This is a genomic window from Clostridium pasteurianum (assembly GCF_001705235.1).
In the GTDB taxonomy this organism is placed as follows: Bacteria; Bacillota; Clostridia; order Clostridiales; family Clostridiaceae; genus Clostridium_S; species Clostridium_S pasteurianum_A.
The window spans coordinates 4,298,823-4,313,151 of sequence record NZ_MCGV01000001.1 but is presented as its reverse complement, the minus strand read 5'-3'; the positions used below and the strand labels follow the sequence as shown (position 1 = coordinate 4,313,151).

The 14,329-nt window shown below is 28.2% G+C and carries 12 protein-coding genes; 2 read left to right on the top strand and 10 right to left on the bottom strand.

All coding sequences use genetic code 11. The annotated features are described in order from the left end of the window. Positions 1-436 precede the first annotated feature (436 nt). Positions 437-1,168, top strand: coding sequence for an acetoacetate decarboxylase (locus BEE63_RS19365; RefSeq protein WP_066022946.1), 732 nt, complete (start codon positions 437-439; stop codon positions 1,166-1,168). Between the two features lie 97 nt (positions 1,169-1,265). Here BEE63_RS19365 and BEE63_RS19360 read toward each other — a convergent pair whose 3' ends face one another. The 8 genes from BEE63_RS19360 to BEE63_RS19330 all read right to left on the bottom strand — a co-directional run bounded on the left by BEE63_RS19360 (position 1,266) and on the right by BEE63_RS19330 (position 10,085). Beyond that, positions 1,266-1,931, bottom strand: a complete 666-nt coding sequence (locus tag BEE63_RS19360) for a 3-oxoacid CoA-transferase subunit B (protein ID WP_066022945.1) — start codon at positions 1,929-1,931, stop codon at positions 1,266-1,268. Further along, positions 1,932-2,588, bottom strand: coding sequence for a CoA transferase subunit A (locus BEE63_RS19355; RefSeq protein WP_066022944.1), 657 nt, complete (start codon positions 2,586-2,588; stop codon positions 1,932-1,934). It lies immediately after the preceding gene. A 66-nt stretch (positions 2,589-2,654) separates the two neighbouring features. Further along, positions 2,655-5,237 (bottom strand): bifunctional acetaldehyde-CoA/alcohol dehydrogenase, encoded by a 2,583-nt coding sequence (gene adhE, locus BEE63_RS19350; RefSeq protein WP_066022943.1) that lies wholly within the window; start codon positions 5,235-5,237, stop codon positions 2,655-2,657. 926 nt (positions 5,238-6,163) lie between these two features. Beyond that, positions 6,164-7,381, bottom strand: a complete 1,218-nt coding sequence (locus BEE63_RS19345; RefSeq protein WP_066022942.1) for a macrolide family glycosyltransferase — start codon at positions 7,379-7,381, stop codon at positions 6,164-6,166. 222 nt (positions 7,382-7,603) lie between these two features. Further along, positions 7,604-7,753 carry a hypothetical protein gene (locus tag BEE63_RS21845; protein WP_157797125.1) on the bottom strand — a complete coding sequence of 50 codons (150 nt, stop codon included), beginning with the start codon at positions 7,751-7,753 and terminating at the stop codon, positions 7,604-7,606. Positions 7,754-7,779: 26 nt separating this feature from the next. Beyond that, positions 7,780-8,616 carry a type II toxin-antitoxin system SpoIISA family toxin gene (locus BEE63_RS19340; RefSeq protein WP_066022941.1) on the bottom strand — a complete coding sequence of 279 codons (837 nt, stop codon included), beginning with the start codon at positions 8,614-8,616 and terminating at the stop codon, positions 7,780-7,782. After that, the gene (locus tag BEE63_RS19335) at positions 8,613-8,795 is read right to left on the bottom strand and encodes a hypothetical protein (RefSeq protein WP_066022940.1); all 183 of its coding nucleotides are present in this window, start codon (positions 8,793-8,795) and stop codon (positions 8,613-8,615) included. The genes BEE63_RS19340 and BEE63_RS19335 overlap by 4 nt, the downstream gene beginning before the upstream one ends. 258 nt (positions 8,796-9,053) lie before the next feature. Continuing rightward, positions 9,054-10,085, bottom strand: a complete 1,032-nt coding sequence (locus tag BEE63_RS19330; RefSeq protein WP_066022939.1) for a C39 family peptidase — start codon at positions 10,083-10,085, stop codon at positions 9,054-9,056. A gap of 125 nt (positions 10,086-10,210) precedes the next feature. Between BEE63_RS19330 and BEE63_RS19325 the strand changes: the two genes are divergently transcribed. Further along, positions 10,211-10,978: a hypothetical protein gene (locus BEE63_RS19325; RefSeq protein ID WP_081312616.1), complete on the top strand. Its 768-nt coding sequence runs from the start codon at positions 10,211-10,213 to the stop codon at positions 10,976-10,978. 193 nt (positions 10,979-11,171) lie between these two features. Here BEE63_RS19325 and BEE63_RS19320 read toward each other — a convergent pair whose 3' ends face one another. Further along, positions 11,172-12,950: a VirD4-like conjugal transfer protein, CD1115 family gene (locus BEE63_RS19320; protein WP_242874878.1), complete on the bottom strand. Its 1,779-nt coding sequence runs from the start codon at positions 12,948-12,950 to the stop codon at positions 11,172-11,174. Between the two features lie 238 nt (positions 12,951-13,188). Next, positions 13,189-14,295: a GerAB/ArcD/ProY family transporter gene (locus tag BEE63_RS19315; protein ID WP_066022938.1), complete on the bottom strand. Its 1,107-nt coding sequence runs from the start codon at positions 14,293-14,295 to the stop codon at positions 13,189-13,191. Between the last annotated feature and the right edge of the window lie 34 nt (positions 14,296-14,329).

The following is a 14,329-nucleotide window of genomic DNA, read 5'->3' as shown; positions in this document are numbered from 1 at the left end:
CCATGTGAGTATATTTCAATTATTTTTTATATGAGTTTTTAATTTCACCTTTAATGATTCTTTCTATAAAATCATCAAAAACTATTTTTAATGCTTGCACATTTCTTCTGGTTTAAATCTTCCTTCAACAATACATCCCTTTCTACAAAATCCTTCAAATTTAAAACAGATAATGTCTCTTTTCTATTCATACAAATAAGATCCACTAAATACCATAAATATTATTCAATACTATCCTTTGTACCCTTTCTGTAATCCCCGTATTTTCAACCATTATAATTTTTAAAAATAAGTATAGTAATAATCACTTGCTAATACTAATTCTATTATTTTACTTATAATTAAAAATATGTTATATTATAATTAAATACTAGTATTGAAGTAATTTATAATGTGAAGATAGGTCATTATATAAAATTTTAAAGAGGCGACTTTTGTGTTAAAAAGCGAAGTAATTAAACAACTTACCACACCATTAGACTCACCAGCATATCCTAGAGGTCCATATAGATTTCATAATCGTGAATATTTTAATATCATATACCTTACTGATAAAAATGCATTATGCAAAATTGTTCCAGAACCATTAAAAGTTGATAAACCATTGGTTAGATTTGAAATCATGGCAATGCATGATACTAGCGGATTAGGTTGTTATACAGAAAGCGGGCAGAGCATTCCCGTAAGTTTTAATGGTACTAAAGGTGATTATCTCCATATGATGTATTTAGATAATGAACCTGCTATCGCTGTTGGAAGGGAACTTAGTGCTTATCCTAAAAAATTAGGATATCCAAAACTATTTGTAGACTCAGATACTCTTGTTGGTACACTAGAATATGGTAAATTACGAGTAGCAACAGCTACTATGGGATATAAACATAAAGCATTAGATATTAAAGCAGCAAAAGATGAAATTTGTCGACCTAACTATATGCTTAAAATAATACCCAATTATGATGGCAGTCCAAGAATTTGTGAACTTGTAAGTGCAACAATCACTGACATAACAGTACATGAAGCATGGACAGGTCCCGCACGATTACAATTATTTGACCATGCTATGGCACCACTTAATGATTTACCTGTAAAAAAAATCATTTCTAGTTCACATATAATAGCAGATATAACACTTCCTAAGCCTAAAGTTATATATAATTATCTATAACTTTTACTTGTTTTATATAAAAGAACATCTTATTAGTAATTTAAAAAATTGCTAGTAAGGTGTTCTTCTTCAACTTTAAACACTGCAATTAAGACTATTAATTATCCATAATTTTAAGTTTATTTGAAATAATTAAATCTGCATCTGTAAGTTTCTTAATCTCATCTATACTTGTATTTTTATTAATCTCCGTAAGCAATAATCCTTCAGGGACAATCTTTATCACTCCAAGTTCTGTAACAATTAAATTTGCTCGAGCTTTAGCTGTAAGTGGTAAAGTACATTTTTTTAAGATTTTAGGGTTTCCTTTATTTGTATGAGTCATTGCTATAATTACTTTTTTAGCTCCATTAACTAAATCCATTGCTCCACCCATACCTGCAAGCATTTTCCCAGGCACAATCCAATTTGCTATATTGCCCTCTTGGTCTACTTGAAGTGCGCCTAACACACTAACATCTACATGTCCACCTCTAATTAAGGAAAAAGATACAGAACTATCAGTGAAAGCACCATCTTTAGATACCGTTGTATACTGTCCACCAGCATTTATAACATCCTTATCTTCCTTACCTGGATTGGGTTTTGCACCCATGCCTACTATTCCATTTTCCGATTGAAATACAATTTTAAAATTCTTAGGAATATAATTTGCAACCATAGAAGGAATACCTATACCTAAATTTACAAGTTGTCCATCTTTTAATTCTTTACTAACTCTTTTAGCTATAATCTTCTTTGCTGTATTCTTTTCCATAATCATCTAAGCAGCCCCCTTTACTATATAACTTACAACAACTCCTGGAGTTGCAGTTTCTTCCTTTTCCAATTCATTGCATTTAACTAAATTTTCTGCTTCAACTATTACTGTTTTAGCAGCCATTGCCATGTAAGGATTAAAATTTTTTGTAGTCCCCTTATAAAAAATATTTCCCTCTTCATCCACAATGCTGCCTTTAACCAAAGCTATATCAGCCTTCAATGGAAGCTCTAATAAATATTCTTTTCCACCTATAAGAATTTTCTTTTTTCCTCTTTCAACTAAAGTTCCTAATCCTGTTTGAGTAAGTACTCCACCTAAACCTGAGCCACCTGCACGTATTCTTTCTACTAACGTTCCTTGAGGTGATAATTCTAATTCAAGTTCCTTATTAAAAAATTTTTTTCCTGTTTCAGGATTAGTACCTATATGAGATGCTATAACCTTTTTTACTTGATTATTTACTATTAATTTACCTACACCTTTATTAGGGTAACCGGTATCGTTGCTAATTATCGTTAAGTTTTTAACATTCAAACGGACTAATAAATCAATTAATCTACCTGGTGTACCACAATTACAAAAACCGCCAATCATAATTGTCATACCATCCTTAAAAAGCGACTTTACTTTCTTTAATTCAACTATCTTATTATTCATTTTAATACACTTCCCTTTATCCTTTTTAGAATAATATTAATAAAAAGATAGATAAATTATAAAACACTAACCTTTAAAACAATTTACATACATATCTTTTATCTCGCTTGTAAGTGGGAATCTAGGATTAGTACCTGTACATTGATCATCTAAAGCTCGTTCTGATATCTTATCAAGTGAATCATAGAAACTTTTTTGTGAAACACCTGCATCACTTATTGATTTTGGTATATTTAATTCTTCTTTTAATTCATGTATTTTCTTTATTAAAAGGGTGACTTTTTCATCGTCAGTACTTCCTCCTAAATTTATATAATCTGCAATTCTAGCATATCTGAATATTGTATTGGGATACTTATATTGAGGACAAGGTGCCTGTTTTACTGGATTGTTAACTGCATTAAATTTTATTACTTCTTCAATTAATAATGCATTAGCAACGCCTCGAGCTATGTTATGCTCGGAACTTAATTTTATTGCCATAGAATGACATAACCCTAAAAATGCATTAGCAGATGCCATACCTGCCATGGTAGACGCATGTGCCATTTTTTCTCTTGCCTTTTCATTTGATTTTCCATTATGATAAGCTTCTGGCAAATACTTTAAGATTAATCTTATAGCTTCTAATGCTAGTCCATTTGTGTATTCTGAAGCATATACAGATGTGTATGCTTCTATAGCATTAACTAGTGCATCCATACCTGAATAGGCAGTTAATTTTTGAGACATATTCATCATTAATTCGGCATCTATAATTGCCATATTTGGTGTCATCTCATAATCTGCTAAAGTATACTTGTTTCCTGTTTTATCATCAGTCACTACTGCAAATGGGGTAACCTCTGAACCACTTCCTGCTGATGTTGTAACAGCAACTAACATAGCTTTCTCACCAAGTTTTGGAAAAGTATATATTCTCTTTCTTATATCCATAAATTTTATTGCAAGATCTTCAAATTTTACTTCAGGATGCTCATACATTACCCACATTAGCTTGGCTGCACTCATTGCAGAAGTTCCACCCAATGCTATTATAGTATCTGGCATAAAAGATAGCATCTCAGAAGCACCCTTGCTAATAGTCTTTAGATCAGCTTCTTTTTCTAACTGACTAAATACTTTAAATTCTATACCTATACTTTCAAGTATTTTTATTATTGGTTCAACATAATTTTGATTATAAAGATCTTTATTTGTAACTATATACGCTCTTTTTTTATTTAACTCCTTTAGGTCTCTTAAAGCAAATTGGAGACAACCAAATTTAAAATATATTTTTTCTGGTACCCTGAACCAAAGCATATTTTCTCTCCTTTCAGCTACAGTTTTTATATTTAGAAGATGTTTAGGGCCAACATTTTCAGATATTGAATTTCCACCCCAAAATCCACAACCTAAAGTAAAAGAAGGCGGTATCTTAAAATTATATAAATCTCCACTTGCACCTTGAGCTGTCGGGATATTAACAAAGGTTCTTACAGTTTTCATGGCATTGCTAAATTTATCTATTTTATCTTGTGACTTTATTACATCTGCATATATGCCTGAAGTATGACCAAGTCCACCCAAGTTTACAAGAGTTACTGCTTTATTTAAAGCATCATCGAAATCCTCTGCCTTATACATAGCTAAAATAGGAGATAATTTTTCATGTGCAAAAGGTTCTTCTTCACTTAAAGAAGTAACTTCACCTACTAATATCCTTGTAGTTTTAGGAACTATTATACCTGCCATGGATGCTATAGTATACGCTGATTGTCCTACTATTTTAGGATTAATTCTTCCATCTTTAAATATTAGTTGGCGCATATTATCCATTTCATCCTTTTTTATTATATAAGCACCTCTTTTTTCAAACTCAGCTCTTACGCTATTATATATTGATTTTAAAACTATTACTGATTGTTCTGAAGCACATATAACTCCATTATCATAAGTTTTAGACAATATTATCGAACTTACAGCCATCTTTATATTAGCTGAATCATCTATTATTACTGGAGTATTACCTGGTCCAACACCTATTGCTGGTTTTCCAGATGAATAGGCAGATTTAACTAGTGAAGGTCCACCAGTTGCAAGAGTTATGTCTGCCTTCTGCATTAAATATTGAGTTAATTCAATTGTGGGATTATCTATCCATCCTATTATATTTTCTGGTGCACCACTTTTAACTGCTGCATCAAGTATTATTTTAGCTGCTAGTATTGTTGATTTTTTGGCTCGAGGATGTGGTGAAAATAAAATTCCATTTCTTGTTTTAAGTGATATTAAAGATTTAAATATTGCTGTAGATGTGGGGTTTGTCACAGGAATTATAGCTGCTACAACACCTATGGGTTCTGCTATTTTAGTAATGCCATATGGTTCATTTTTTTCTATCACTCCACAGGTTTTTTCATCCTTATACCTATTATAGATGTATTCCCCAGCAAAATGATTTTTAATTACCTTATCTTCAACTAATCCCATACCTGTTTCTTTGACAGCTGCTTTTGCTAATTCTATTCTTGCATCAATAGCTGCCATAGCTGCATTTCTAAAAATTTCATCAACCTTTTCTTGAGAATAATAAGAGAATTCTTTTTGAGCTTTTTGGACTAATTCGAATGTTTCGTCCAATTCTTTTGTTGTTGAGACTTTCATACATATACACTTCTTTCTAAAATATTTATTATATTTTAAAAATAATGTCTATATTAAATTGTCAGTATAGATATTATTCTTGAAAGCTTATTAAAAAATATACTATACCAAAATTTCATGCAAATACACAATCATACTATATACAATTTTACGTTATTCATAAATATATTTAATAAATTAAGTTATACCCATTACGAATTTGGTTTATATTCTTGAATAGTAATTTTGTAAAATCTTATTCTTATGCAGAATTGACAAAATAAATTTTTATTTTAGAAAACAAATCAATTCTTCTCAAAATCCATAGTAATATTAATTTATAAAAACACTGAAGTTTTTTATTTATAAATTATTCTTACTAAATTAACTAGTATAACGAATTGATTTATTATTTATTTTACAATTCAATTATATATCAGTGAAAACGCTATGTCAAAATTTTAACATATATGTATTTTATAGTAAGTAACACTTTTTACGGAAGGTTGTCCTTTTATTTTATGTTAATAAAATATATTGCATAGTTATCATCATATTTATAAAAATACGAATGTTTTAAATTTTCTTAATAATTAGTTTGATAAAATTTTGTATACAATGCAAATTAGTAAAACATTCATATACAAGTTGCTAATTGATTTAACCAGCTACAAATTTTGTTGATGCATCTTCATTTCCATATCTTCAATAATTATCAGATATACTTATTTTCTTTTCATCTGCTAAATCCTCATATCTATTTTCTCTTTTTAAAATTAGATATAAAAAAACTGTATATAAGTACAGAATTATACTCATACACAGTTTATTAATTAAAATTCATCTAATAAAACATAAAATGATAAAAGTTAAATAGTATTCTGTAGTTGTTTTTTTATGGGACATAGGTCTTGCAATAATTTAAAGCATATTTTCAATGCTTATTACTAATTTAAAATATGTTTTAATTTTTTTAATTTAAAAATTTCTTCAATTGCTTTTTTATAACCACCCGTCTGCTTAAAAGAATTACTTATTTTTTTTATGTTTTTAAGATAACTAGAATCATATAAAACTTTTTCAACCGAACTTTTTAGTATTTTAGGTGTAAGCTTATCTTTGTCAAGAGAAATGGTAGCTTTAAGCTCTGCAGCCCTACCTGCCATATATGGTTGATCTGCTCCAATAGGTATTGCTACAAAAGGTACATTGTTATATATTAAGTCACTAGTACTATTCATACCAGCATGAGTTATTGCTACATCAGTATATTTTAAAATTTTTGATTGCGGTACATAATTTCTTACAATAAAATTATCTGGTATATCAAACTTAGACAGCTCTAAATTATATGCTGACATAACTACAGTGAAATCTGTATTAGCGAAGGTTTTAAAGAAAACATCATAAAGTTTATTGTCAGTATTATTAAAAACTGTGCCTAATGAAATATAAGCAACTTTTTTACCTTTTAATTTTTCAAATGGAAAATCTATATTTTCCTTTCTGTCATATATAGGTGGTCCTATAAATTTGAAACTATCATCATAATATTCTGTATGCGCAACAAAATATTTAGAAGTATACGCAATATTTATATCACCTTTATTGAAAAATAACTCAAACATATTATCTGGAAGCTCTACATCATATTTTATTTTTAATTGTTGCGAAACATCTTTATAGACATTATTAACTGGATGATTTTTTAATTCATTTACATTTATAAACTCTCTTCTTTGCTCCATTAGTTCTTTAGCTGTAGCAAATACAGCAAAAGAAGCAACAGACGGTACTTTTAATATTTGGGCAATAATTTTCCCAACTGGAAACATAGATCCATAAACAATATAATCATATTTTATACCATTAATCTGCTCCAAAATATCTGAAATAATAACATCAATTGATTTTATTATTTCAGATAAATGATTTAAATAATACTTAAGATTGGGTTTAATATTAATGTTTTGTTTTTTTGTCAATGGATTTGTTTTTTCGTTATAGCTTTTAAAATTGGCACCGGCTTGTTCAATTTTGCTTTTAAATTCATTAGTGCAGAAATAGGTCACATTTTCACCGTGTTTCACTAATTCAGACACAATTCCTAGGGTCGGATTAACATGCCCATGGGCAGGCATATTTAAGAAAAGTACTTTTGACATATTATCACATCCTTACATTGTTTATACCATTACATTACTACAATTGTTTATTTTGTCAATAATTACAATGCACATATAAGTCTCCTGTCTTAGTTTTCAATAAAAATTTTTCACCTTCCAAATTTTTGATTTTAAATATAAAACAAACTGCATACAAGCAGAATCTGCCTATACACAGTTTTAAAGCAAAAAAGCCATCACAATTAAGTGATAGCCATAAATTTATATAATATGAAGCAATCTAAGAACATTCCTATTTAGTTTTCTAGTTTCTGATATACACACACCTTTTGGCAAGGTAGTTTTCTTTCTTTTACACTTCATATCTTTATTTACATTATTATTCTTTTTTAATTTTAATTTTGCTAGCATAAATTTAACTACCTCCTCACTTACTATTATATATTAATTTTATCATTAATATTATTATTTTTCAAAATAAAGTAACTATTTCTGTATATCAAAAAAATATTTACCATGTAAAGTACATTCATTATATCAGTGTCAATAATATCTTCACTGGATATTAGAATAATATATGAATATTCTCCACTAAATATAGGTATTAAATGTATTTTGCTATCTAATTTTTGTATTTGTCCCATACTGATGTTTTTACTTATCCTCTCTAGTACCCCTTTTCTTATTTTCAAACTATTTTTAATTATTATATTTTCAAGTACTTCTTTTATGCTGTTTATCAAATCAGTATCATTAGAATATTTCACTTCATACATATAAACTTCAATTTCAAAAATATTTGTATACTTATTTAAATACTCTAATAATTCTTTTTTATATTCATCAAAAATTTTAATTGAACCAATGTTTCGCTGTTCAAAATAACATTCAGCATCTTGAATTATACTTAAAAATACTTTCTGTTTATTCTCAATAATATCAAATGTTCTTTCATTTTCACTTGTGATTTTACTCATTATTTCATTACTCTTAAATTCTGCATTTGCAAATTTAGATATACTAGGCGTTTCAAATACAGCTATATCAACTACAACCACTGCTGCCATATAATATATTAAATTTTTCCAATCGTAAGTGTTGATATAACCACTTAAAATACACAATATAACGCCTAATATAGCAATTAAATAGAATGTTTTTCTTAATTTATTCAAGTACAAAGAGAATTTTAAATCATCTATCCAATAAAATATAGTACTTATAATCAAATAAATAATTACAACACCATAATATATTAAAATCACTAATTTCATGTTGCTTCCCCCATTAATAATTTAATTATATCATTTTTACACTTTTTAACAAATAAGGTTATTATCTTTTTGATAGAATTTTTAATTGTAATTTCCACAGCTGCCTTATTTGTAAATGTCAAAAGCATAATTCCACCTACATCTTCTAATATCAAATATGCAACTCTTGATGAAAGCATTCTAGTTTTTCAGCTTCCTGCATTTACTCTTACACAGGCATGTTCATTTAATGGTGCTGTTACGACTGCCATCTGGTCAATATTCAATCTATTTAATAATTCTTTTTTGTTAATCATTTATATATCTCTCTTATATTTTATATTAAAAAAGTAGACAATTGGTGGCTAAATCCAATGTCTACTTTTATCTTATAATTTTACTAATCCAGTGGTTTTCATGAATAACAATAATAGAAATAAAATTTCACACTATTGACTTTAGAAGAAAATTGAGTCTACATATGTAGGATCAGCATATGTAAAATCATTTCCCCAACCATCATCTATCATAAAAAATTCATTGCTATTTATATTGCAATATCCCCAAGCTGTAACTGCATGCCCTAATTTAGTACAATAAGGTTTCATTGCAGAAAGTCCTAATATTATAGGTTTATCTTCTTTAATAACTCTCGTAATAAGACTTCTATAATCATTTATATTAAAATAACTTATAAAGGTAAAGTTCATAATATTAGAAGCATGCTGACATTCTATCAAATATTTTTTTATACCATCCAAAAGTGAACCTATATATATTCCTTTATTGTTTTCAAGCCTTGTTACTCCTGTTACATAATATAGCAACTCATCAGAAAAATTACATTCATGCGTAAGATTATCCACGGAAACATAATCATTATAAGCATTCCAATACTTTGCATAATATGCCAATAACATAGTAGCAGCAGTAATAACGCATCTACCATCTGGATTATACTCATAATGTGGCAATTTATTTTTCAATGTATATGTTTCATTATCGGAGCCCAAATTTGATTTAAAACTTTTAATTGAATCTTTATTAGGCATATTTTGATAATATACTTTCTTTAAATCTTTTAATAAACCTATCCTTTGTTTTGTTTTACAATCAATAATCTCATTATTGTCCTCTTCGAAATAAGCCAATGGTCCATTATAAAAATATTTTTTATCTCTATCCAAAATAAATTTATTATTTTTTTTAGGTGAAAATTCTATAACTTTACGATTACTTAAGTTTATTATTATATATCCACTACTATTTGATGAAAAAAATAGAGCTTGCTTATCTCCTTGAAAACTATATAAAACAATACTATTATTCAGCTTACAGTTTGAATTGAATTTCTTCATAAAACTTTCAGCATAATTTTTAAAATCCGGATAATTCTCCTTATTTGAATACGCTTTGACATTAAATGTTAAAATTATACTTAGTAACATAACAGCAGAAAAAATCTTTATCATATAAAATTTGATTTTCAAAATAACTCCCCCTTATATTGATATATGATATAATTGTAATATAGCCCATAATTACTATAATAATACATCAATTAAAATGTTGTATCAATAATGAAAAATATAATTAATATTAAAAGGAGCTTATTATGAAAAAAATTATAATTAAAATCTTTCCTTTACTTATTTTATCTATACTAAGTTTACCAATTAACATAAATGCAGAATCAATAAACGGAATTGGTATTATAGGATATGGTGATATATACACAGCTAATAGAACAATTAGTGTTACAAGTTCGATAGTTAATAATAATAAAAACATAGTTTTTTACGAAGTTTACAGCTCTACAATTTATCTTAGTGTTATTGAATTAAATTCAAAAGTAACAGAAATAACTCTAGATGATGACCAAAAAGATTGGCCATTTAAAACTAGTATTTCAGGAAATACTACTGTTTATGAGCTTGATAATATACCAAAAGGTATACACTGTATATCTTTTAATACAAACAGCACAACACCGACGTACGACGGTTCTAAAAATGATTATATATACATTAATGTCAAACCAGATGTTGTAGTTATGCCAGAATTAATAAATACTCCAATTGAAAAAGATTTTAAAATCAGATTCAATAAACCTGTAAAAGATGATGGTAATTTAAATAATTATATATCAATATTAAACCAATATGGTGATAAGTATACTACTTATAATTCATATGTTTCTTCTGATGATCCTTGCTGCATTAATGTTCACTGCTATAATCCTTTTCGCATATTAACAGACTATACTTTACATGTATTGCCAGGAATAAAATCTACATCTGGAAGTGTTTTTTCAAAAGAAACAGTATTAAGATTCAGAACAACTAATGACATGAGTTACTATAGTTTCAATAACTTAAAATAATTAGTAACCAATTTATATTGTATATTTTCAATATAGTATCAGTCTGTTTTAAGTTTTGTATGAACTTGAAACAGACTCTAACTTTTACCTAGATAGTTTTTTATTATATAATTCTTATTATATTGACATAAATTTTTCTTAAATATATCATAAAAATAACAGCACAATCATATTCATTCTAATTGAATCATTTTTACCAAAAATTAGATTTTCTATTTGTTTTATTTTTAGGTTCTGTGCTTTGATATTCTTCTATTGGAAGTTCTTCATCATCGGGGTTGTCACTTTCTAAATTATTACTACTTTCGCTAACAGTATCTCGAACTGATTTTTTATCTATTTCCTCAAAATATTTCTGTGTCCATTCAGGTTTATAATCACTCACCTTTATAGGTCGCATAAACTTTGAAAGCCTGTGTTTTGTATAATCCATCTTATCAAGTATTAGAGGCTTCTGCCCTCTTAAAATAAGTATTTCCTTTTCATTTGGAAGTCTTAATATCTCATCTGGATTCATAAGATTTCTCTTAACAGTTCTATTTGTTATCTTTCCAAAATCCATCATACCCTCAAAACCTGCTGATTTACTCAAACTAACATCATTTACTGTAGCAGTCCCTAAAAGTTTTGATACAAATTCCGCTGTGATTATATCAGTAGCTCCTAAAAATAATCTGCTATCGCAATTTCCTATAATTTCGGACCACCCATCATTAGGGTATCTATTCTTAAGCTGTGCTATATTCTGAAATATTACACAGCTTGAAATCCCCCTTGAACGCATGGTTGATATTTTCTTTGTAAAGTCAGGAATAGCACCAATATTGGGGAACTCGTCCAAGATAAAATATACATCCTTCTGTCCTTCCTTTACTGCATAATCAGCGTATTTAACAAGCTTTATAAAAAGGAACGAAAAAAATAACCCTGCTATAAAATCAAAAGTCGACTCCATATCAGATGTTATGCAGAAGTATGCACACTTTTCTTTTTTAGGAAGTGTTAAATTTATATCACTTTTACAAGTTAAATCCTGTACTAATTTATTCTGAAATACCTGAAGCTTGGAACCTAATCCTATGACAACTCCTGTCCTTACATTTTCACTGGCCTGCGAATATATATTATAAGGCATTTTAGCTGCATGTGATGGAGATAAAGCTCCGAATACTGCATCTATGGTTGAAGGATCATTTAAAGCAAGCATTGAATAAACTGCTGATAAGTTTCTCTCTTCTTTTGGATTTTCCTTAACTACATATAAAACTAAGGCTTTAAGTAAATTCATTTCGGTTTTGTCCCAAAATTCATCCTGCCTTGCCCCTGGTGCTTTTGTATTTGCCATGACAGTCTCGGCAAAACTTTGAGCTGAAATATCGTCTGTTACTTCATTTAATGGATTCCATCTATCGGAATTAACCATATTAACTAGGTTTAAGGCCTTAACATTATAACCTTTATTCTTTAGAAACTGAGACATAGATTCAAAAATTTCAGCCTTTGGATCTGTTAAAATCATAGACTCACCAAGTTCAGCTATCTGCATTATATTAGGCCTTACAAAACTTCTGCTTTTCATACTGCCAGAAGCTCCAAACACAGCTATATTTTTATTGAAGAAAGTGTCCGGCGATAGAGTAACCATTTTACTTCTAATACCATCCTTTATACTTCCAAATACCAGACCTTTTTCAGTCCCAATACCTAGTACCATATCTGCCTCTTTTGCACTCATCCAGTTTGCTGTTCCTTGGGTTCCATTATCCTTAAGATAATTGACACCACTCTGCTCCCCTCCTATTTCCATATTTCTAAAAAAGAAATATATTACAACAAGGCTAATCGTAAAAAGTAAAAATTCCAATAAAAAGCCTTTACGTACTGTGTTATCACATGCAAGCATACTAAAACTTCGCAGTGGATTTTTATACATATCTCCTATTTTAGATAAATCGACTATATATTTTCTCATTAATCCTGCTCTATTTAGCTGCTCCGTTAATACAACCAAAGGAGTTAATAGATATATACAAACAATAAAATACAACAGAAATACATATAAAATAACTTTATAATTATGTTTCTTTGAATGCACAACAATCAATTTAATCACCTCATGTAAAAAAGATCGCCTAAATAAGCGATCTTAAGTATATTATTGTATTTTTAACTACCTTTCGATTCCATAATACTATGAAAATATATCTTATTTATGTATTATCTCTTAAAGCGTTCTGATTTAATTTTCTAATTGAAGCTACAATTAAAGAAATAATAGGAAGTATAACTACTATTGGTATAACTAATATAACATATATATTAGAAGCAAAATACATATGTTCTACAGGTGAATCAAACATAATAATTGAAAATATGGCACCTATAATCCCAACAGGAACTACTAAAGGCTTATAGGATTGTAATTTGAAAAACTGTGCTATTGATAGTACTGTTGAATAGTACATAATACATATTTTCATAAATTCATTAAATAGCAGCATCAGAGAAATTAATGCTTCCATCCTTGTAATAATTTGTCCTATATTTATAACTCTTGTTGTCTCAAATGGTGATAAAGCATTAATATATCCTAATCTCCCAAGTACAGATGTGTCTCTAAAAACAACAATAAAAAAATATGTCCCTCCTATAATTAATCCTGCAAATGCAGATTTTTTTACTTTTTCTATATTATTAACATATGGAAAAATCATCAAAAATGATATCATTTCACCAAATGGAATAGATACCATAATATTTGTTCCTTGAATAAAATCGTTAAAATTCATTTGAAAAAAAGGTAAAAAATTTGATAAGTGCGCATCTTTAATAACGCTTATTGTAATTATCGCACTTACGATAAATGCCAATATACTCAGAATAAAAGCGGCCCTAGCAATAGTTTCTATACCTTTTTTTATTGCATACATAGAAACCATTGAAATTATTATTATAAATACAATAGTATATGTTCTATTAAAAAGATATGCAGAAAGAAAATCGGCAGTAAATCTAAAATTAGCAGCAACTATATATCCAAAATAGGAAATATATAATATAGATATGGCCTTACCAAAATAGCTTCCATATATTACATCATTTATTTCTATTAAATTTTTTCCCGGAAATTTTTTACTTAAAGCTGTATAAATTTGTAATAAAAATAAAGCTATAATAAATCCACCCGTCAAAACTATCCAAGTATTTTGCTTTGTTATCCCACTTACAAAAGTTACTGTAAGTGCAGATGCCTGAAGTAAACCAGCAATTAAAAATGTTAGTTGTGAACCTGATATTACACCGTTCTCTATTCGCATATTTTCAATACCTCATATAATTTTACTGCAATTT

Coding starts and splice junctions, on each gene's coding strand:
- BEE63_RS19360 (WP_066022945.1), bottom strand. CDS start 1,931: ATGATTATGGAAAAGAATACAGCAAAGAAGATTATAGCTAAAAGAGTT.
- BEE63_RS19355 (WP_066022944.1), bottom strand. CDS start 2,588: ATGAATAATAAGATAGTTGAATTAAAGAAAGTAAAGTCGCTTTTTAAG.
- adhE (WP_066022943.1), bottom strand. CDS start 5,237: ATGAAAGTCTCAACAACAAAAGAATTGGACGAAACATTCGAATTAGTC.
- BEE63_RS19345 (WP_066022942.1), bottom strand. CDS start 7,381: ATGTCAAAAGTACTTTTCTTAAATATGCCTGCCCATGGGCATGTTAAT.
- BEE63_RS21845 (WP_157797125.1), bottom strand. CDS start 7,753: ATGCTAGCAAAATTAAAATTAAAAAAGAATAATAATGTAAATAAAGAT.
- BEE63_RS19340 (WP_066022941.1), bottom strand. CDS start 8,616: ATGAAATTAGTGATTTTAATATATTATGGTGTTGTAATTATTTATTTG.
- BEE63_RS19335 (WP_066022940.1), bottom strand. CDS start 8,795: ATGCTTTCATCAAGAGTTGCATATTTGATATTAGAAGATGTAGGTGGA.
- BEE63_RS19325 (WP_081312616.1), top strand. CDS start 10,211: ATGAAAAAAATTATAATTAAAATCTTTCCTTTACTTATTTTATCTATA.
- BEE63_RS19320 (WP_242874878.1), bottom strand. CDS start 12,950: ATGAGAAAATATATAGTCGATTTATCTAAAATAGGAGATATGTATAAA.
- BEE63_RS19315 (WP_066022938.1), bottom strand. CDS start 14,295: ATGCGAATAGAGAACGGTGTAATATCAGGTTCACAACTAACATTTTTA.